21 protein-coding genes are annotated in these 19,726 nt (G+C 68.3%); 5 read left to right on the top strand and 16 right to left on the bottom strand.

The genetic code is table 11. The features are described from left to right. Positions 1 to 3: 3 nt before the first annotated feature. Positions 4 to 1,164, bottom strand: a complete 1,161-nt coding sequence (gene sucC, locus BM345_RS08585; RefSeq protein WP_093377899.1) for an ADP-forming succinate--CoA ligase subunit beta — start codon at positions 1,162 to 1,164, stop codon at positions 4 to 6. A gap of 192 nt (positions 1,165 to 1,356) precedes the next feature. Between sucC and argC the strand changes: the two genes are divergently transcribed. Then, complete coding sequence (gene argC / locus BM345_RS08580) at positions 1,357 to 2,283, top strand: N-acetyl-gamma-glutamyl-phosphate reductase (protein ID WP_093377897.1); 927 nt, start codon at positions 1,357 to 1,359, stop codon at positions 2,281 to 2,283. A gap of 40 nt (positions 2,284 to 2,323) precedes the next feature. On the opposite strand, the gene BM345_RS08575 is transcribed toward argC, so the two are convergent. Continuing rightward, a complete protein-coding gene (locus BM345_RS08575) occupies positions 2,324 to 2,587 on the bottom strand; it encodes a hypothetical protein (RefSeq protein WP_139237482.1) in 264 nt (87 codons plus the stop codon). Between the two features lie 181 nt (positions 2,588 to 2,768). On the opposite strand from BM345_RS08575, the gene BM345_RS08570 reads away from it, so the two are divergent. After that, positions 2,769 to 3,215, top strand: coding sequence for a hypothetical protein (locus BM345_RS08570; RefSeq protein WP_093377892.1), 447 nt, complete (start codon positions 2,769 to 2,771; stop codon positions 3,213 to 3,215). Between the two features lie 13 nt (positions 3,216 to 3,228). Here BM345_RS08570 and BM345_RS08565 read toward each other — a convergent pair whose 3' ends face one another. The 10 genes from BM345_RS08565 to recA form a co-directional block, all read right to left on the bottom strand. Next, positions 3,229 to 4,047 carry a M55 family metallopeptidase gene (locus BM345_RS08565; RefSeq protein ID WP_093377889.1) on the bottom strand — a complete coding sequence of 273 codons (819 nt, stop codon included), beginning with the start codon at positions 4,045 to 4,047 and terminating at the stop codon, positions 3,229 to 3,231. Continuing rightward, on the bottom strand, positions 4,044 to 5,096 hold the full coding sequence (locus BM345_RS08560; RefSeq protein WP_093377887.1) for a DmpA family aminopeptidase: 1,053 nt from the start codon (positions 5,094 to 5,096) through the stop codon (positions 4,044 to 4,046). The genes BM345_RS08565 and BM345_RS08560 overlap by 4 nt, the downstream gene beginning before the upstream one ends. Next, entirely contained in the window at positions 5,096 to 6,016 is a 921-nt protein-coding gene (gene gsiD / locus BM345_RS08555) for a glutathione ABC transporter permease GsiD (protein WP_093377884.1), read from the bottom strand. The genes BM345_RS08560 and gsiD overlap by 1 nt, the downstream gene beginning before the upstream one ends. 13 nt (positions 6,017 to 6,029) lie before the next feature. Further along, a complete protein-coding gene (gsiC, locus tag BM345_RS08550) occupies positions 6,030 to 6,950 on the bottom strand; it encodes a glutathione ABC transporter permease GsiC (RefSeq protein ID WP_093377882.1) in 921 nt (306 codons plus the stop codon). 55 nt (positions 6,951 to 7,005) lie between these two features. Next, entirely contained in the window at positions 7,006 to 8,544 is a 1,539-nt protein-coding gene (gene gsiB / locus BM345_RS08545) for a glutathione ABC transporter substrate-binding protein GsiB (protein WP_093377879.1), read from the bottom strand. A gap of 50 nt (positions 8,545 to 8,594) precedes the next feature. Next, complete coding sequence (locus BM345_RS08540; RefSeq protein WP_175544942.1) at positions 8,595 to 10,496, bottom strand: dipeptide ABC transporter ATP-binding protein; 1,902 nt, start codon at positions 10,494 to 10,496, stop codon at positions 8,595 to 8,597. A 6-nt stretch (positions 10,497 to 10,502) separates the two neighbouring features. Then, complete coding sequence (locus BM345_RS08535; RefSeq protein WP_093377877.1) at positions 10,503 to 11,480, bottom strand: isoaspartyl peptidase/L-asparaginase family protein; 978 nt, start codon at positions 11,478 to 11,480, stop codon at positions 10,503 to 10,505. After that, entirely contained in the window at positions 11,477 to 12,421 is a 945-nt protein-coding gene (locus BM345_RS08530) for a MurR/RpiR family transcriptional regulator (protein ID WP_175544941.1), read from the bottom strand. Before BM345_RS08530 ends, BM345_RS08535 begins: the two co-directional genes overlap by 4 nt. Before the next feature lie 104 nt (positions 12,422 to 12,525). Continuing rightward, positions 12,526 to 12,975, bottom strand: coding sequence for a recombination regulator RecX (recX, locus tag BM345_RS08525; RefSeq protein ID WP_093377874.1), 450 nt, complete (start codon positions 12,973 to 12,975; stop codon positions 12,526 to 12,528). Between the two features lie 58 nt (positions 12,976 to 13,033). Continuing rightward, positions 13,034 to 14,182, bottom strand: coding sequence for a recombinase RecA (gene recA, locus BM345_RS08520; RefSeq protein WP_093377872.1), 1,149 nt, complete (start codon positions 14,180 to 14,182; stop codon positions 13,034 to 13,036). A 142-nt stretch (positions 14,183 to 14,324) separates the two neighbouring features. Between recA and BM345_RS08515 the strand changes: the two genes are divergently transcribed. Both BM345_RS08515 and BM345_RS08510 read left to right on the top strand, forming a co-directional pair. Further along, the gene (locus BM345_RS08515; RefSeq protein WP_093377869.1) at positions 14,325 to 14,816 is read left to right on the top strand and encodes a MarR family winged helix-turn-helix transcriptional regulator; all 492 of its coding nucleotides are present in this window, start codon (positions 14,325 to 14,327) and stop codon (positions 14,814 to 14,816) included. Positions 14,817 to 14,881: 65 nt separating this feature from the next. Then, a complete protein-coding gene (locus tag BM345_RS08510) occupies positions 14,882 to 15,556 on the top strand; it encodes a response regulator (RefSeq protein ID WP_093377867.1) in 675 nt (224 codons plus the stop codon). Between the two features lie 25 nt (positions 15,557 to 15,581). On the opposite strand, the gene BM345_RS08505 is transcribed toward BM345_RS08510, so the two are convergent. After that, entirely contained in the window at positions 15,582 to 16,553 is a 972-nt protein-coding gene (locus BM345_RS08505) for a hypothetical protein (RefSeq protein ID WP_139237481.1), read from the bottom strand. Positions 16,554 to 16,689: 136 nt separating this feature from the next. Between BM345_RS08505 and BM345_RS08500 the strand changes: the two genes are divergently transcribed. Then, complete coding sequence (locus BM345_RS08500; RefSeq protein WP_093377862.1) at positions 16,690 to 18,144, top strand: sensor histidine kinase; 1,455 nt, start codon at positions 16,690 to 16,692, stop codon at positions 18,142 to 18,144. Here the strand turns inward: BM345_RS08500 and BM345_RS08495 are convergent. Genes BM345_RS08495 through BM345_RS08485 form a run of 3 tightly spaced genes read right to left on the bottom strand, consistent with a single transcriptional unit; the run spans position 18,098 to position 19,699 of the window. Then, a complete protein-coding gene (locus BM345_RS08495) occupies positions 18,098 to 18,298 on the bottom strand; it encodes a sporulation protein (protein ID WP_093377859.1) in 201 nt (66 codons plus the stop codon). The genes BM345_RS08500 and BM345_RS08495 overlap by 47 nt on opposite strands. Positions 18,299 to 18,323: 25 nt before the next feature. Next, positions 18,324 to 19,133, bottom strand: a complete 810-nt coding sequence (locus BM345_RS08490; protein WP_093377857.1) for a biotin--[acetyl-CoA-carboxylase] ligase — start codon at positions 19,131 to 19,133, stop codon at positions 18,324 to 18,326. 8 nt (positions 19,134 to 19,141) lie between these two features. Then, positions 19,142 to 19,699, bottom strand: a complete 558-nt coding sequence (locus BM345_RS08485) for an SET domain-containing protein (protein WP_093377854.1) — start codon at positions 19,697 to 19,699, stop codon at positions 19,142 to 19,144. Between the last annotated feature and the right edge of the window lie 27 nt (positions 19,700 to 19,726).

The raw sequence follows: 19,726 nt of genomic DNA, 5'->3' as shown, positions 1-19,726 counted from the left end.
TCCTTACTTGACGGCCGCCACGACCTTCTGGGCCGCTTCCGCCATGGTGTCTGCGCTGATGATTGGCAGGCCCGATTCGGCCAGCATCTTCTTGCCCAGCTCTTCGTTGGTGCCCTTCATGCGCACCACCAGCGGCACGCTCAGGTTCACCGCCTTGCAGGCTGCGATCACGCCGGTGGCGATGGTGTCGCACTTCATGATGCCGCCGAAGATGTTGACCAGGATGCCCTGGACGTTCTTGTTCTTCAGCATGATCTTGAAGGCCTCGGTGACCTTCTCGGGGGTGGCACCGCCGCCCACGTCCAGGAAGTTGGCCGGCTCGCCGCCGAACAGCTTGATGGTGTCCATGGTGGCCATGGCCAGGCCCGCACCGTTGACCAGGCAGCCGATATTGCCGTCCAGGCTGATGTAGGCCAGGTCGAACTTGCTGGCTTCCACTTCGGCCGGGTCTTCTTCATCCAGGTCGCGCAGGGCGACGATCTCGGGATGGCGGAAGAGGGCGTTGGAGTCGAAGTTGAACTTCGCGTCCAGGGCGACCAGGTTGCCCTTGGAGTCGCAGTTCAGCGGGTTGATCTCGACCAGCGAGGCGTCCGTGTCCATGTAGCACTTGTAGAGCTTGGCGAACAGGTCCACGGCCTGGTCCACCGAAGCGCCCGACAGGCCGATGGCGGCAGCGATCTTCTTGCTCTGCTCGGCGGTCATGCCGGCCAGCGGATCGATCATCTCGGTGATGATCTTCTCGGGCGTGGAATGGGCCACTTCCTCGATGTCCATGCCGCCTTCGCTGGAAGCGATCATGGCGACCTTCTGCGTGGCGCGGTCGGTGACCAGCGACACGTAGAGTTCGTTCTTGATGTCGGCGCCGTCCTCGATGTACAGGCGGCGGACCTTCTGGCCTTCGGGGCCGGTCTGGTGCGTCTTGAGCTGCATGCCGAGGATTTCGCCGGCCAGCTTCTTGACGTCCTCGATGCTCTTGGCGACCTTCACGCCGCCGCCCTTGCCACGGCCACCGGCGTGGATCTGGGCCTTGACGACCCACACGGGGCCGCCGAGCTTCTGGGCGGCCTCGACCGCCTCCTGAACCGTGAATGCCGGGATGCCACGCGGAACGGGCACGCCGAACTTGGCAAGAATTTCCTTGCCTTGGTACTCGTGAATCTTCATGAGGAAATCTCTCTCGGGCGGAGGTTGGACAGGTGAGCGGTGTTGAGCCGTTGTCCACGGGGCCACTGCGCAGATGGGGCGTGGGCGGAGGACAATCGTTGACTGTATCATGTTGCGGTGCACCAACCCAGGGCGGCAGCTGCGGCAACCACGTAGCGATTCGCGCCCGAACATCACACGAAAGCGACAGCCATGGCCAAGGTCTTCATCGACGGCGAAGCCGGCACCACCGGCCTTCAGATCCGCGAGCGTCTCGAGAAGATGCGCGGCGAGGTCGAGCTCGTGAGCATCGCGCCCGAGCTGCGCAAGGACGTGAATGCCAAGCGCGAGCTGATGGCCGGCGTGGACCTGGTGGTGCTGTGCCTGCACGACGATGCGGCGCGCGAGTCGGTCGCGCTCATCGACCAACTGGAAGGCAGGAAGCCCAAGATCATCGATGCATCGACCGCGCATCGCGTGGCACCGGGCTGGATCTTCGGCTTTCCCGAACTCGTCGAAGGCCATGCGAAGTCGGTGGCCACCGCCGCCCGCGTGGCCAACCCCGGCTGCTATGCGACCGGCGCCATCGCCATCGTGCGGCCCCTGGTGGACGCCGGCATCCTGCCGGCCGACTCCCCGATCAGCCTTCCCTCGGTGAGCGGTTACTCGGGCGGCGGCCGCACCATGATCGAGGCCTACGAAGCCGGCGGTGCTCCGGCTTACGAGACCTACGCGCTGGGCCTGAAGCACAAGCACATCCCCGAGATCATGAAGTACACCGGCCTCACGACGCGCCCGGTGTTCATCCCCTCGGTGGGCAACTTCAAGCAGGGCATGCTGGTGAACCTGCCGCTGCACCTGGACCTGCTGCCCGGCAAACCCAAGGCCGGTGACCTGCAGGACGCCCTGGCCACGCACTATGCCAAGAGCAACACGCCCGAGCAGTTCGTGAAGGTGCTGCCGCCCACGGAAGACGGCAAGCTCGACCCGCTGGGCCTGAACGACACCAACGTGCTGGAGATCCGCGTGTTCCCCAACGAAGACCACCGCCATGCGGTCGTCATTGCGCGGCTGGACAACCTGGGCAAGGGCGCCAGCGGCGCCGCGGTGCAGAACCTGAAGCTGATGCTGGGGCTTTGATGCCCACCGGGCCTGGCGGCCGGCGCCAGGCCGCTCCTGGTCAGCGCACGAGTTGGCGCACCAGCGCGACCATGGCGATCGCGCAGAACGCGCTGCCGCAGACCTGAAGCAGTTGCCCGAGCGCCGCCCGGCGCGCACGCGGCCGGGCCGCGGTCTCGTCCGGCTCATCGGTCGTGAGGTACAGGCCCCAACGGGCCACCTGCAGGCCAGCGGCGACGCCCAGCGCGCATCCCGCCACGCCCAGGGCGCGCACCAATGTGTAGACGACGACCACCTCGTGCCAGGCGGCGTCGGCCAATTTCAAGGCGCAATGCCAGGCGTCCATGCGCCAACGGCCGCATCGCAGATTTGCAGCTTCATCTTTATCCTCCCTACCCCGTTCGCATTTGCGCCAGGACTGTTTGGCAGGCATTTTGTTGGCGCGCGTACCGACAGTCAACTTTTTATGACTGACTTTCAGTACGCGCCCTGGAACCATCGCCGGAATGACCCCGGCCGATGAACGCCATGCCTTCAGCGAGCGCCTGCGCTCGGCGCTGGACGCCGCCGGCTGGCGCTCGATCGGCGCCACGGCACTGGCGCGCGAATTCAATGCGCGGGCAAAGTGCGCGCCGGTGACGGTCCATGCGACGCGCAAGTGGCTGCTGGGCGACGCCATCCCGGCGCAGGACAACCTGCAGGAAATCGCCCGCTGGCTGGAGGTGTCGGCGCACTGGCTGCGATTCGGCGAAGGGGCAGCTTTCGGGGCTGCGGGCGCCAGGCTTCCGCTGAAGACTGCCGAGCCGGCCGCCTCACCCTACGCGGCGGAACGCGCGGCGCGACTGGCCGCGGACTTTGCACGGCTGGATGCCGAGCAGCAGGCGGTGGTGGAAGAGCTGGTCGCCGTGCTGCTGAAGAGAAAGAAGAATCCGAAGTCGCCGCGCGGCGGCTGAGGGCACCGCCTGGTCAGCGCAGCATGGCCGACATGGCCGAGCAGCAATTGAGCATGCGCACCGCCGCCTCGACCGAAGGCGCTCCAAAGCCGAGCACCATGGCGTCCAGGCGCTGGAACGTGGGCCATTGGCAGAACAGATCGGCCAGGGCCGGCGTCTGCGTGTGCAGCGTCACCTGCAGGGGAGCCTCGATGCGCAATGGCTTCGCTCCCGCACGCTGGCCGACGCCCGCGGCCACGCCCTTGCGGATGGCCTCGCAGGCCTTCGCCGGGGAGAGCGACACGCCGCTGTTCTGGCCGGTGGCCTGCTTGGTCTGCACGAACACGGCCTGGGGAAACAGCGCGCGGTTTTCCTCGATGAACACGTCGTCACCGCTGGCCATGAGTACCGGCACGCCGTATTCGCCGGCCAGGGCACCGTACAGGCCGGCCTCGCTCATCGGCTCGCCGTTGAATTCGATGCGCGCAAAGGCGAAGCTGTTGATGGTGTGCGCCAGGATGCCGCGCCCGCCCGCCCTGGAGTGGTAGCCCACCATGCACATGCCGGCCACGCCCAGCTCGGCGCCGGCGGCCATGCTCAGGTAGCGCGGCTTTCCCTGGATGACTTGCGCCCGCGGGTCGAGCACGTCGGGCAGCAGGTTGCGGAAATCGCCGTGCGAGTCGTTCACCAGCACCTCGCCGGCGCCGGTGTCGAAGGCACCGGCAATGGCCGCATTGGCCTCTTCGGTCATCAGGCGACGGGCGCGCTCGTACTCGGGGTTGCCGGCGCGCACCTGCTGGGCGTGATAGACGCCGGCCACGCCTTCGATGTCGACGGAAATCAGGATCTTCATGTGGGTTTGTCGTTGGTGGGGACGGCGGCATCCGCCAGCAGATCGCGCAGGGCCTGGCGCGCGTGGCCGTCGCGCCCTGCCACAGGCTCGGCATGCCACAGCGCGTGCACGATGGCCTGCTCGACACCGTCGGCCACGGCCTGGAAAAGGCCGTCCAGGCGTGCGTCGTGCAGCATCGCGACGGCCGGCATGGGCACGTCGGGAGACAGCGGCACGGTGTAGGCGGTGGAAAAGGCCAGCGCGATGTCACCACTGCCGTGGCCGAACACCGACCCGGTCCGCGCGATGCCTGCGCCTGCGCGCACGGCAAGCCTGCCGAGCTGGCGCGCGTCCAGCGACGCATCGGTGGCCACCAGCACGATGATCGAGCCCTTCTCGGGTCCTGCGCTGCCCGCATCGAGGCGCGCGGCCAGCTCGCGTCCGACCGGCCGGCCCGCCAGCACCAGCTGGGGCAGGCGCCCGAAGTTCGCCAGCACCAGCGCGCCGACGGTGAAGCCCTGGCCCTCCACGCGCCGCGAGGCCGTGCCGATGCCGCCCTTGAGCCCGAAACAGGACATGCCGCGCCCCGCGCCCACCGCGCCCTGCGCCACCGGCTCGCCGGCCGCGGACCACGCGGCAAGGTAGTCGGCCTCGCGCACGGCCATGCGCTGGATGTCGTTGAGGTAGCCGTCGTTGCACTCGAAGACCAGCGGGTTCACCGTGGGCAGGCCGCGCCCGCACTCGGGGTTCGCCGCGACGCACTGGCGGATCTGCGCCCGCGCCACCTCGGGCACCGAGAAGGTGTTGGTCAGGGCGATGGGCGTTTCGAGCACGCCGAGTTCCTCCACCTGCACCAGGCCCACGCTCTTGCCGAAGCCGTTGATCACCGACACGCCCGCTGGGACGCGCTGCAGGTAGGGATCGCCGGCATGCGGACGCACCACCGTCACCCCGGTCTGCACGGCGCCATCGCTCAGCGTGGCATGGCCGACGGACACGCCTGCGAGGTCGGTGATGGCATCGCGCGGACCGGAAGGCAGCGCGCCGATGCGCGGCGGCAGCGGGTGCATCAGAGCCGGTCGATCTTGGGATCGAGCGCGTCGCGCAGCCCGTCGCCCAGCAGGTTGAAGGCCAGCACCGTGAGGAAGATGGCGATGGCCGGGAACAGCGCCACATGCGGCGCGTTGACCATGTCGGCCCGCGCCTCGTTGAGCATGGCGCCCCATTCGGGCGTGGGCGGCTGCGCGCCCATGCCCAGGAAGGACAGGCTCGCCGCCGTGATGATCGAGGTGCCGATCCGCATGGTGAAGTACACGACGATCGAGGAGATGGTGCCCGGCAGGATGTGCCGCAGCAGGATGGTCCGGTCGCGCGCGCCGATGCTGCGCGTGGCCTCGATGTAGGTGAGGTTCTTCAGCACCAGCGTGTTGCCGCGCACCAGGCGCGCGAAGGCCGGCACGCTGAACACCGACACCGCCACCACCACGTTGGTCATGCTGCTGCCCAGGATGGCCACCACGCCGATCGCCAGCAGGATGCCCGGGAAGGCGAACAGCACATCGGAGATGCGCATCACGATGCGGTCCCACCAGCCGCCGTAGTAGCCGGCCAGCAGGCCCAGCGCGGTGCCGATGATGGCGCCCATCACCACGGACAGGAAGCCGGCCGCGAGCGAGACGCGGGCGCCCATCAGGATGCGGCTGAAGATGTCGCGGCCCAGCGGGTCGACGCCGAACCAGTGCGCCGCCGAGGGCCCCGTGTTGATGCGGTCGTAGTCGAAGAAATTCTCGGCGTCGTAGGGCGTGATCCATGGCGCCAGCACCGCCACCAGCACCAGCAGCAGCACGAACACGCCGGCGCCCAGCGCCACGTGCTGCATGCGGAACTTGCGCCAGAACTCGGTCCACGGCGTGCGCACGCGCGAATCGGCCTGCGCGGGGGCGACCGGCGCCGGCGCGTCTTGCGAGGTAGAGAGGGTCTCGTCGTTCATCGCGGGGAAAAACTCAGCTGTAGCGGATGGTGGGGTTGATGAAGCCGTAGAGCACGTCCACCACCAGGTTGATCAGGATGAACTCCAGCGAGAACAGCAGCACCAGCGTCTGGATCACCGGGTAGTCGCGCATGTCCACCGCTTCCACCAGCAGGCGGCCCAGGCCTGGCCAGTTGAACACCGCCTCCACCACGATGGAGCCGCCCAAGAGGAAGCCGAACTGCAGGCCCATCATGGTGACCACCGGGATCAGCGCGTTGCGCAGGCAGTGCTTGAGCACCACCCATTTCTCCGACACGCCCTTGGCGCGCGCCGTGCGCACGAAATCCTCCTGGATCACTTCCACGAAGGAGGCGCGGGTGAAGCGCGCCATCACCGCCGCCACCGCGGCGCCCAGCGTGAGCGAGGGCAGGATGTAGTGCTTCCAGGTGTCGGCGCCCACCGTGGGCAGCCAGCCCAGCTGCACCGAGAACAGCTGCATCAGCAGCATGCCCAGCGCGAAGGCCGGAAAGGAGATGCCCGAGACGGCCAGCGTCATGCCCAGCCGGTCGGGCCACTGGTTGCGATAGACCGCCGAGACGATGCCGATGGTCATGCCGAACAGCACCGCCCAGGCCATGCTGGTGATCGTGAGCATCAGCGTGGGCATGAAGCGGTCGGCGATCTCGGTGGCCACCGGCCGGCGCGAGCGCAGCGAGGTGCCGAAGTCGCCCTGCAGCATGTTCCCGAAGAAGTTCAGGAACTGCTGCGGCAGCGGCTTGTCCAGCCCCAGCTCCTGGCGCACCAGCGCCACCGTCTCCGGCCCCGCCTCGGGCCCCGCGGCCAGCCGCGCCGGATCACCGGGCAGCATGTGCACGAACAGGAACACCAGCAGCGAGACGATCAGCAGCGTGGGCAGCAGGCCCAGCAGGCGCTTGATCACGTACTGGATCATGCCCGGCACCCCGCGAGGTCAAGAAGGCCCGATGCCGGCTGGCGCGCGCGCAGGATCACTTGAGGTCCGCTTCGTCGAAGTTGAAGCTGCCGTCGGGGATCACGTAGAAGCCGGCCAGGTTCTTCGCGCGCACCGACAGCAGCTGCTCGGTCACCAGGAAGGCCCAGGGCGCGTCCTTCCAGATGCGCTGCTGCGCATCGGCGTAGAGCTTGGCCTTCTGGGCGCTGTCGGTCACCGTCAGCGCCTTGGCGATGTCGGCATCGACCTCGGCGTTCTTGTAGTAGGCCGTGTTGAAGAGCTTGGGCGGATAGCTCTCGGAAGCCAGCAGCGGGCGCAGCGCCCAGTCGGCTTCACCGGTGGACGAGGACCAGCCCACGTAGTACATGCGCACCGGGGCGGTGGCCGGGTCCGGCGCGCTTTCGACGCGCTCGACGCGCTGGCCGGCTTCCAGGGCCTGCACCTGCACCTTGATGCCCACCTGGCCGAGCTGCTGCTGCACGAACTGGATCACCTTCTGCGCGGTGCTGTAGTTGTAGGCGCTCCACAGCTGGCTCTCGAAGCCGTTGGGGTAGCCCGCTTCCTTGAGCAGCTCGCGCGCCTTCTTCGGGTCATAGGGCCAGGGGCCCAGCTTGGTGTTGTATTCCACGCCCTTGGGCACCACGCCCTCGGCGGGAATCGCATAGCCGGAGAAGGCCACCTTGGCCAGCGCTTCCTTGTTGATCGCGTAGTTGATCGCCTCGCGCACCTTCGGGTTGTCGAAGGGCTTCTGCTGCACGTTCATCGAGATGTAGCGATGGATGATGGACGGCGCGCTGGTCACTTCCAGGCTGGGCTTGTTCATCAGCGTCTGCGCGGCCTCGGGCGGCATCGGGAAGGCGAAATGCGCCTCGTTGGTCTGCATCATCGCGGCGCGGGTGTTGTTGTCCACCACGGGGCGCCAGGTGATGGTGTCCAGCTTGGGATAGCCCTTGCGCCAGTAGCCTTCCCACTTGGCGACCTTCAGGTAGTCGGTGCTCTTCCACTCGACGAACTTGTAGGGGCCGGTGCCCACCGGGTTCTGGGCGATGCCCTTGCTGCCGAACTTGGCCAGCGCGGCGGGCGAGATCATCACCGCCGAGGGGTGCGCCAGCGAGTTGATGAAGGGCGAGAAGGGCTCCTTCAGCGTGAAGCGCACCGTGGTCGCGTCCACCGCCTCGGTCTTGTCGATGTTCTTGTAGAGGTTGTAGCGCTTGAGCTTGTTGTCGGGATTGGTGACGCGGTCGAAGTTGGCCTTCACCGCCTGCGCATTGAAGTCGGTGCCGTCATGGAACTTGATGCCGGTCTTGAGCTTGAAGGTGTAGACCAGGCCGTCCTTGCTCACGGTGTAGCTGTCGGCCAGCACCGGCACCATCTTCATGGTGTGGTCGAAGCCGTACAGGCCCTGGTAGAAGGACTTGGCGACCGCCTGCGACAGCGTGTCGTTGGCGTCGTACGGGTCGGTGGTGGTGAAGTTGGACTGCACCGCCACCACCAGGTCCTTGCCGGCCGCCTGGGCCGAGAGGGCGAGGCCGGCCAGCGAGAGCGCCAGGGCGATTCGGGTAAGACGCTTGTTCATGCAATGACTCCTTCGAGGTCGTTGGGTGAGTTGTCGTTGAAAAAGAAAAATCAGAAGCCGCCCGCGATGGCATGCCGTGCCACGAAATGGCCCGGGCCCACCTCCACCAGCGGCGGCGGATCGGGCTCGTAGCCCGCGGGATGCATCGCACTGGGGATCTCGCCCTGCAGCAGCGTGCGTTCCAGGTGGCGGCGCGACGGATCGGCCACCGGCACGGCCGCCATCAGGCGGCGCGTGTAGGCATGCTGCGGGTTCTCGAACACGGCGCGGCGCGGGCCGATCTCGACGATCTGCCCCAGGTACATCACGGCCACGCGATGGCTGATGCGCTCCACCACGGCCATGTCGTGCGAGATGAAGAGAAAGGCCACGCCCAGCTCGCGCTGCAGGTCCAGCATGAGGTTGACGATCTGGGCCTGGATCGACACGTCCAGCGCCGACACCGACTCGTCCGCCACCACCACCTTCGGGTTGAGCGCCAGCGCGCGGGCGATGGCGATGCGCTGGCGCTGGCCGCCGGAGAACTCGTGCGGATAGCGCTGCGCGTACTCCGCCGGCAGGCCCACCTTGTCGAGCAGCCAGCGCACGCGCTCGCGCGCCTTATCGCCATCGGCCACGCCGTGCACCAGCAGCGGCTCCATGATCGAGAAGCCCACCGTCACCCGCGGGTCGAGCGAGGCGAAAGGGTCCTGGAAGATGAACTGGATGTCGCGCCGCAAGGTGCGAACCTCGCCCTCCGACAGGGCGAGGATGTCGCGGCCACCGAATTCGATGCGCCCGCGCTGGCTGTCGACCAGGCGAAGCAGCGAGCGCCCGGTGGTCGACTTGCCGCAGCCAGATTCGCCCACCAGCGCCAGCGTCTCGCCGGCGCGCAGCTCGAAGCTCACCTTCTCCACCGCGTGCACCTCGCGCGTCACGCGACCGAAGAAGCCCTCGCGCAAGGGAAAGCGTGTCACCAGGTCCTGCACGCGCAGCACCGGCGGCAAGTCGCGGCGGACGGTATCGACCACCGGCGCGGCTTCTTCAGCGCTCGACTGCGAATCGACGCGCAGCAGCTCGAACTTGGCCGGCAGGTCGGTGCCGCGCATGGCGCCCAGGCGCGGCACGGCGGACAAAAGCGCGCGCGTGTAGGGATGCGAGGGCGCCGCAAAGATCTGAGCGGAAGGCGCCTCTTCCACCTGGCTGCCGCGGTACATCACCAGCACGCGGTCGGCCACCTCGGCTACCACGCCCATGTCATGGGTGATGAAGACCACGCCCATGTTCATCTCGCGCTGCAGCTCGCGGATGAGGTGCAGGATCTGCGCCTGGATGGTGACGTCCAGCGCCGTGGTCGGCTCGTCGGCGATGAGCAGCGAGGGCCGGCACGACAGCGCCATGGCGATCATCACCCGCTGTCGCATGCCGCCCGAGAGCTGGTGGGGATAGCGCGACAGCACGCTGCGCGCCTCGGGGATGCGCACCAGCTCGAGCATGCGCAGCGCCTCGGCACGGGCGGCGCTGCGGTCCTTGCCCTGGTGGATGGACACTGCCTCGGCGATCTGGTCGCCCGCCGTGAACACCGGGTTGAGCGATGTCATCGGCTCCTGGAAGATCATCGCGATGTCGGCGCCGCGGATGCTGCGCATGGTCGCGTTCGATGCCCGGGCCAGGTCCAGCACCTCGCCGCTGCGCCGGCGGAAGACCATGCGGCCCTCCGGTATGCGCCCGCCGCCCCACTCGACCAGCCGCATCACCGACAGCGAGGTGACCGACTTGCCCGAGCCCGACTCGCCCACGATGGCCAGCGTCTCGCCGCGCTCGACGTGGAAGGAGAGCTTGCGCACGGCATCCACCGTGCGCTCGGACGTGGCGAAGCGCACGGTGAGGTCGTCGACGGCCAGCACCTGCTGCTCGGGCAGTTGCAGTGCGGCGGGGGAGATGGCGGCTTGCGCTCGCAGGACGGCAGACATGAAGGCTCAGCGATGGATGGCGGTCACGGGCGCCTCGGCGCCGCGGGCATGTGCACGGTACATGCCTTCGGTGTTGAAGGCCAGGCTCAGGTGGCCCTGGCGGTCGACGGCGATCAGGCCGCCGTTGCCGCCGATGGCCGGCAGGCTGTGCATGACCACCGCGTCGCAGGCTTCGGCCAGCGACTGGTTGGCATAGCGCATGCGCGCGCACACATCGTAGGCGGCAGCCACGCGGATGAACATCTCGCCGCTGCCGGTGCAGGACACGGCGGCGGTGCGGTCGTCGGCGTAGGTGCCGGCGCCGATGAGCGGCGAGTCGCCCACCCGGCCGACGCGCTTGTTGGTCATGCCGCCGGTGGAGGTGGCGGCCGCGAGGTGGCCGTGCATGTCGAGCGCGACGGCGCCGACGGTGCCCATCTTCCTGTCCTCGTCGAGCGGCGCCTGTTCGCGCTGGAAGTTGAAGGCGAGGGCGGCGGCGTCGTGGTCCAGCGCCACCCGGCCCGCATCGCGCACGCGGTGCAGCTGGGCGCGGCGGGCATCGGTGGAGAAGTAGGCAGGCTCGACCATTTCCAGGCCGCGCTCGCGCGCGAAGGCCTCGGCGCCGGCGCCGGCCAGCAGCACATGCGCGCCGTCTTCCATCACGGCGCGGGCGGCGCGTACCGGGCGGCGAACGTGGCTCAGGCCCGCCACCGCGCCGGCGCGCAGGTCGGCGCCATCCATCACGGCGGCGTCCAGCTCGTGGGTTTCCTCATGGGTGAAGACGGCGCCATGGCCGGCGTTGAAGAGTGGGCAGTCCTCGAGCATCTCCACTGCCAGGCAGGTGGCGTCGAGCGCCGAGCCGCCGGACAGCAGCAGCCTCTGTGCGGCCAGCGTGATCGCGTGCAGCGCCTCGTGGTAGCCACGCGCGGCATCGGGCGCGAGCGTGGCGGCGCTGATGGTGCCGGCGCCGCCGTGGATGGCAATGACGGGAGGAATGGAACTCATCGGGGTCGCTTGGAAGAAGAAGTGGACGCGGCGCCCAGCGCCTGCGGCTGGCGGCCCGGGCCGCCGTGCAGCCAGGGCGCCACCGAGTCGACCAGCCGGCCCGCCAGCTGGTAGGCGCCGGGTGCGCGCAGGGCGACGGCGCTGCTCAGGGCTTCGATCAGCGCCAGCGCGCCGGTCTCGCAGTTGGGGCGGTAGCGGGTGGCGGTCTGGGCATAAAGCACCACGTCGGCCAGCGGCGCCAGGGGCGAGCTGGGCCGGTCGGTGAGGGCCAGGACCTGCACGCCGCGCGAGCGAGCCTCGCGTGCCAGGGTGACGGTGTCGTTGAGGTAGCGCGGGAAGCCCAGCACGATCAGCAGGTCGTCCGCCCCGCGGCGCGCCAGCGCGCGCGCGGCCTGGCTGACGCCGCCGGGGCCGGCCAGCAGCCGCACATCGGCGCAGTACGACTCCAGCCCGTGGTGCAGCAGGCCGGCCAGCCAGGCGCTGGCGCCGAAGCCGACGATGGCGGTGGTGCGGGCCGCGAGCACGCGCTGGACCGCGTCCTCGCAGGCCGTGTGGTCCAGCGAGCGGCGGGTGGCGTCGATGTTGCGCTGGCTCTCGTCCAGCGCCGACATGAAGACCTCCGCCACGGTTCCCGGCTGCGCCAGGTTGTCGCGCAATTCCTGCACCGGCGCCAGCAGCGGCTCGAAGCCGCGCACCAGCTCGGCGCGGAAGGCGGCATAGCCGTCGAATCCCAGGGCGCGCGCGAAACGGTTGGCCGTGGCCACCGACACCCCGATGCTGGCCGCCAGCTCGTCGATCGGCTGGGTGGCCACCTGCAGCGGGTGCGCCAGCACATGGTCGGCCACGCGCTGGTGCGCGCGCGTCAGGCGCGGCAGCTCCTGCGCGATGCGGCGCGCCACGAGCGTGTTGCCGCTGCCGGCCTGGGGGGTTGATGCTTGCACTGTCGGGGATTCGAGGTAAATGCGCTTACAAATATAAGCGCTTCCTGAAAATTTTTGATCATCCGCGTCGCAAGAGGTGTGCCCGGACCTCAGCCGGGTCCCAATCAGAAGTCGTCGGAGAGCGACAGGACGCGGCGCACGACCTCGCCCGAGAAGCCGCGCGCCAGCAGGAAGCGCGTCTGCTTCGCCCGTTCGGACGCGTCGGCCGGCGGCTGGCCGAAGCGGCGGCGCCAGACCTCGCGGGCGCGCTCCAGCTCGGTGCTCTTGAGCTGCGCCATGGCACCGGCGATGGCCTCCGCGCCGATGCCCTTGAGCTGCAGTTCCTGCTTGACCCGCAGGGCGCCCATGCGCCCCGCGCGCTGGTGCAGCACCGACTGCACCACGCGCGTTTCGCTCAGGAAGTCACGCGCGGTGAGTTCATCGAGCGCCTTGGCCAGCGTGCCTGGTTCTTCCTCGTACTTGGCCAGCTTGCGCTCCAGTTCCAGGCGCGAGTGCTCGCGCTGGGAGAGCAGGCGCAAGGCCCGGCCCTTGAGGGAAGGTGCGTCGAAAGCCATGGATAGCTGCGCCGGTGCCGCCGACCATCACGACGGCCCGGCGCCGATGCTCAGCGGCCTACTTGTCGCCCTCGATTGCCTTGTCGGCCTTGTCGGCTTTTTCGACCTTGGATGCCTTCGATGCCTTGGCGCTCGGCGCAGCCGCTTCCTCGGCGCCCTCGGCAGGCGGCAGCAGCGGGATGCCCAGCGCGTCACGCACCTTGTTCTCGATCTCGCGCGCCAGCTCCGGGTTCTCGCGCAGGAACTCGCGCGAGTTGTCGCGGCCCTGGCCGATCTTCTCGCCGTTGTAGGCGTACCAGGCGCCGGACTTCTCGACGATGCGGTTGTTCACGCCCAGATCGATGATCTCGCCCTCGCGCGAGATGCCCTCGCCGAACAGGATGTCGAACTCGGCCGTCTTGAAGGGCGGGCTGACCTTGTTCTTCACCACCTTGACGCGGGTCTCGTTGCCGATGGCCTCCTCACCCTTCTTGATGGTGCCGATGCGGCGGATGTCCAGGCGCACCGAGGCGTAGAACTTCAGCGCGTTGCCGCCGGTGGTGGTTTCGGGCGAGCCGAACATCACGCCGATCTTCATGCGGATCTGGTTGATGAAGATGACCATGCAGTTGGTCTTCTTGATCGTGGCGGTGAGCTTGCGCAGCGCCTGGCTCATCAGGCGGGCCTGCAGGCCGGGCAGGGAGTCGCCCATTTCGCCTTCGATTTCGGCCTTGGGCGTGAGCGCGGCCACCGAGTCGATGACGATCAGGTCCAGCGCGCCGGAGCGAACCAGGCTGTCGACGATCTCGAGCGCCTGCTCGCCGGTGTCGGGCTGGCTGATGAGCAGGTCGGGCAGGTTCACGCCCAGCTTGCTGGCGTACTGCACGTCCAGGGCATGCTCGGCGTCGACGAAGGCGCAGGTGCCGCCCAGCTTCTGCATGTTGGCGATGGCCTGCAGGGTCAGGGTGGTCTTGCCGGAGGATTCCGGGCCGTAGATTTCCACGACGCGGCCGCGCGGCAGGCCGCCGACGCCCAGGGCGATGTCCAGGCCCAGCGAGCCGGTGGAGACGACCTGGATGTCCTCGATCTGCTCGCCTTCGCCCAGACGCATGATGGTGCCCTTGCCGAACTGCTTCTCGATCTGGGCCAGGGCGGCCTGCAAGGCCTTGGCCTTTTCGCTGTTGGCACCGGAACCGGCAATGTTTGCGCCCTTGACGACTGCGTCCATGAAAACTCCTTGAAATTCAACAGGTTGGTTGTTGCTTGGCCACCTGTCTCGATGCACAGGCTGGATGCTTGAACAGTAGTGTACGGGGCTGTACAAGCCAGTAAAGTCATTATTTGGTCAATTTGCCTTACCATCTCCCGCCATGCCCGACCACCCCGACGACGACGCCTGGCGCCAGACCCACCTGGGCCGCCTGCTGGGCCATGCCATGCGCCGCTTCGACGAACGCGTGCTCTCGCTCATGGCGCACGACGCCGAGGTGCCGCTGGCCCTGTCCAACCTGGCCGCCCGGGCGCAAGTGAGCGCTGCCCACATCCACATCACCCGCCACCTGGCGCGCGGCGGCTCGCGCCTCACGGAGCTGGCCGAGCGCGCCGACATGAGCAAGCAGGCCATGGGCGCGCTGGTCGACCAGTGCGAGGCTTGGGGGCTGGTGACGCGCGGCCCCGATCCGCTCGACGCGCGTGCGCGCCAGGTGCAGTTCACCGCCGACGGCCTGGCCTGGCAGGCGGCCTTCCGGCGCGCCGTGGCGCAGGCCGAAGGGGAATTCCGCGCGGCGGTCGGCAACGAGGTCGCCACCGTGGTCGCGCTGGGCCTGGAAGCCTATGCAGGAGAAACCGCCGGGCCGGCCTGATCAGGCAATGGTTAGACACGATCGTTGCCGCGCAAACCTAGAATCTCCTCCAGGAGACACCCGCGATGCGCATTCTGATTGCCGAAGACGACCAGGTGCTGGCCGACGCCCTGCTGCGCAGCCTGCGCACCTCCGGCGCGGCGGTCGATCACGTGGCCACCGGCACCCAGGCCGACACGGCGCTCATGACCAACAGCGAGTTCGACCTGCTGATCCTGGACCTGGGCCTGCCCGGCCTGCACGGGCTGGAGATCCTCAAGCGCCTGCGCGCCCGCGGCCAGCAGATGCCGGTGCTGGTGCTCACCGCCGCCGACAGCGTGGACGAGCGGGTCAAGGGCCTGGACTACGGCGCCGACGACTACATGGCCAAGCCCTTCTCGCTGCAGGAGCTGGAGGCGCGCGTGCGCGCCCTCACGCGCCGCGGCATGGGCGCCACCAGCAACGCCATCAAGCACGGCCCGCTGCTGTACGACCAGGCCGGCCGCGTGGCGACCATCGACGGCAAGATGGTCGAGCTGTCCGCGCGCGAACTGGGCCTGCTCGAGGTGCTGCTGCAGCGCGCCGGCCGGCTGGTCAGCAAGGACCAGTTGGTGGAGCGCTTGTGCGAATGGGGCGAGGAAGTGAGCCTCAACGCCATCGAGGTCTACATCCATCGCCTGCGCAAGAAGATCGAGAAGGGCCCGATCCGTATCGCCACCGTGCGCGGGCTGGGGTACTGCCTGGAGAAGATCCAGAACTGAGCCCGGCCGATGGCTGCCGCACACGCTAGCGCACCTTGTCAGGCACCGCGGTGAAGGCGGTCTGTGGAGACGAGACGGTCATGACGATCGACCGGAAGTAGCCATTGCCCACGTACGTGCCCGCAGGCGTCAAGACAATGGCCGCCAGGCCGTCCAAAGGCGAAGTACCCAGGGTGCATGCCATCTGTCCTTGGGTCGCACTGTTGTTCGGGACATCGATGTGCACGGCGAACATGTTCTTGGAGGTGCTTGGCTCCGCTTGGGTCAGCGTACCGGTGATGGCGCAGTTGCCAACGGAGTAGCCGTTCGTCGTGCCCGTGAACTTGCCCTGGGAATCGATGGCAAGCGACAGCCCCACGGCGCCGTCCGACTGCCAGCTGCCCTGCACGCTGAGTTGATTCACCGCCAGGGCGTTTTCCACCGAATAGGTCAATGGGCCCCAGGGAGTGCTGCTGCGGCCTCCCGCGGAAAAGGTGCCGTCCATTGACTTGAGCGGGCTGAAGGTGCCGGAGCCCGTCACCGGGTCGGAAAACATGAATTGGATGGTCTCGGGATTGAACACCCAGTTGAGGCCCGTCGTGGTGATCGAGCCGATGATCCAATCCCCCGAGGATTTTCGAAGGAGCTTGCCACTGGCGCCGATCAGCGCGACATCTCCTGCAATCGACCCATAGATGCCTTCGCTCCCGTTGCCCACCGCAGCGGTGGACCCCGGCTGCGGCGCCAGGAGGTCCGGCCGCGGCTCGCTGCCGGCAACGGGCGCGTAAGGATCCGCCCGCGGCGTGCTGGGTGGCAGGGATGGGGGAACCTGCGACGGCGTGGCGGGAGGAACATACGGCGGAGCCGCCGTGCTCGATGCGCCTGCGCTCCCGTCAATGGGCTCGCCACCACCGCCACCACCACAGGCCGTCAGCACGGCACACAAGGCGCCCGCGGCGACGACCGCCAACGCCCGCGCGACACTAACCCGAGAAACACATTTCTTCATTGGACTCACTCCCTCTCTCCTTGTTTGAAGCAAACCAAGAAGAATAGGGATGACCCTTGCGTCCGCTCGCGGACGAATTCGTCATAAGCCGGCGGAGAATTCCGCTTCAAAAGCGGAATTCTTACTTCTTCAGGATCCCCAAGCCTTGAGACTCTTCCAACGCGGCCAGCGCTCCCTCTTCGGCGAGATCCTCGACTGGATGCTCACGCCCCTGCTGCTGCTGGTGCCGGTGAGCATCGGCGTGACCTGGCTGGTGGCGCAGGGCATTGCCAACCGGCCCTTCGACCGCGCGCTGGAGTTCAACGCGCGCACCCTGGCCAAGATGGTCGGCATGCGCGAGGGCGAGCTGCACTTCCAGTTGCCCGAGGCGGCTAGCGAGATCCTGCGTGCCGACGGCACCGACAGCGTCTACTACCAGGTGCTGGGCGCGAACAAGCACCTGCTGGCCGGCGATGCGGAGGTGCCCATGCCCGACGACGAGGAGCCGCCGGGCGAGGTGCTGCTGCGCGACGACAAGCTGCGCGGGCTGCCGGTGCGCATCGCCAGCACCTGGATCGAGATTCCGCAGGCCAGCGGGCCGCCCATGCGCGTGATGGTGCAGATCGCCGAGACGCGCGAGAAGCAGCAGCTGCTGGCGGCCGAGATCATCAAGGGCGTACTGCTGCCGCAGTTCGCCATCCTGCCGCTGGCGGTGCTGCTGATCTGGCTGGCACTGGTGCGCGGCATCAAGCCGTTGTCGGAGCTGGAGGACCGCATCCGCGAGCGGCGTTCGGACGACCTGAGCCCGCTGGACGACAGCAGCGTGCCGGTGGAGGTGGCGCCGCTGGTGGGCTCGGTCAATGGGCTGCTGATGCGGCTGAAGGATTCGCTGGCCACGCAGAAGCGCTTCCTGGCCGATGCGGCGCATCAGCTCAAGACGCCGCTGGCGGGCCTGCGCATGCAGGCGGACCTGGCGCAGCGCGACGGCGCCAACGCCGAGGACCTGAAGCAGTCGCTCAAGCAGATTCGCCGCTCCAGCATGCGCGCCACACACACCGTGAACCAGCTGCTCGCCCTGGCGCGGGCCGAGGTGGGCGGCGGTTCATTGGCGCCGCAGAACTGCGACCTCGCGCGCCTGGCCATCGAGGTGGTGCGCGAGGCGGTGCCGCGCGCCATGGACAAGCGCATCGACCTGGGCTACGACGGCCACCAGCCCGGCGCGCCGGGCGTGCAGCTGGAGGGCTACCCGACGCTGCTCAAGGAGCTGATCCGCAACCTGCTGGACAACGCGATCGCCTACACGCCCTCGTCGGCCGAGAAGCCGGGCGTGGTCACACTGCGGGTGCTGGGCGATCCTTTCGGCCAGGTGGTGGTGCTGCAGGTGGAGGACTCGGGGCCCGGCATCTCCGAGGCCGACCGCGAGCTGGTGTTCGAGCCCTTCTACCGCGTGCTGGGCAACGATGCGGACGGCTCCGGGCTGGGCCTGCCGATCGTGATCGAGATCGCGCGCCAGCACGACGCCACCGTCTCGCTGGAGGACGCGCACCCGGGCAGGAAGCCGCCGGGCTCGCGCTTCAGCGTGCGCTTTGAGGCGAAGCCGAGGAAGAAGCGCCCGGCTTGACCTGCAGGGCGTTCGGGCGCACCTGCTGCGCCAGGCGCTGCGGTTCGCGCTCGCTGTGGGAGGCCGGCAGCAGCCCGAACACCGCCAGCGCGCCCTGGCTCCAGGCGAAGTACAGGCCGTTGGCCAGGACGAGGGCGAGCAGCAGGATGCGCAAGGTGTGATTCTTTGGTGTGAGGGAGCTAGCCGGCGCACGGCCGCACGCTCACTTCGGAGCTGGTGATGGCGGCTACGCCCGACGCAGTATGCACGAGCAGTTCGCCCGTCGGGCCCACGCCCTGGCACAGGCCGGCGGTGCCGTCGCTCAGCTGCACCTCGCGCCCGCGCAGCACGTCGCGGGCGGCGAAGCGCTCGACCAGCGGCGCGAAGCACTGGTCGGCGAAGGCCAGCACAGTGCGAAGCAAAGGCGCCGCAATCTGCGCCAGCGCCCACGGCGCCGTGGCATCAGGCTGCCATTCGCGCACGTGGGCGGGCGGGGTGTTCATGCCCTGCGCGTCGCGCGGCCCGATGTTGATGCCCACGCCGATCACCACGTAGCGCTGGCCCGGCAGCGCATCGCCTGGCACGGTGGCGGTCTCGATCAGGATGCCGGCGAGCTTGCGGTCCTGGCGCCACAGGTCGTTGGGCCACTTCAGGCCCACGCCGGCGCTGGCTTGCGGGTCCAGTGCCTCGGCCACCGCGACGCCCACGGCCAGCGACAGGCCGGACCAGTCGCGCGGCGCCAGCGGCAGGCCCAGCGAGAAGGTGAGGGTGGGGGCCACGTCGTCTTCGCCCAGCTGGCTCTGCCAGGGACGGCCCAGGCGTCCGCGGCCGGCGCTCTGGCGCAGGGCCACCAGCAGCACCGGCTCGTGCGCGCGTCCGGCGCGGGCGCGGCGCATGAGTTCGGTGTTGGTGGAATCGATCTCCTCCACCAGTTCCACGCGGCAGCCCGGCAGCAGGGCATCGAGTTGCGCGGAGATCTCGGCGAGGGGCCAGGCAGAACCGGAGGGCATGGCGGCGCTCAATCCTTCTTCTTGCCCTTTTTCTTGTCCTTGGCCTTCTTGCTCTTTTTCTTCTTCTTGGACTTCTTGACCTTGGCGCCCTCGTCGCCGTCGCGCGGCGTGAGCAGGGTGCCGCGGCAGGTTTCGGCCCCGCACCAGCAGGGGAATTCGGACAGCAGCTTGGGCGTGTACTCTTCGTCGATGATCAGGCCGTAGTCGTAGTTCAGCTCTTCGCCGGCCTTGATGTCGCGAAGGGCCTTGATGAAGACGCGGCCGTCCTGCTCGTCCGCCTCGCAGTTGGGAGCACAGGAATGGTTGATCCAGCGCGCCGAATTGCCGTTGACCCTGCCGTCGATCACGCGCCCGTCATCGATGTGGAAGTAAAAAGTATGGTTGGGCTGCGAGGGGTCGTGCGGGTGGCGGCGCAGCGCCTCTTTCCAGGTGATGACCTCACCCTTGTATTCGACCAGGGTCTCGCCTTCGGCAATGTCCTGCACGGCGAACACGCCGTTACCGTGGACGCCGGAGCGCCGCGTCTGGATGCGGCGACCGCTGATCGGGGTTGAAATGGAAGGCATCGCCAAAGTCTGTTAGTTTGAATAGGC

The organism is Variovorax sp. OV329 (genome assembly GCF_900114785.1).
Taxonomy (GTDB): Bacteria; Pseudomonadota; Gammaproteobacteria; order Burkholderiales; family Burkholderiaceae_C; genus Variovorax.
The sequence above is the reverse complement of the archived record's forward strand: the minus strand, read 5'-3'. Positions and strand labels throughout refer to the sequence as shown.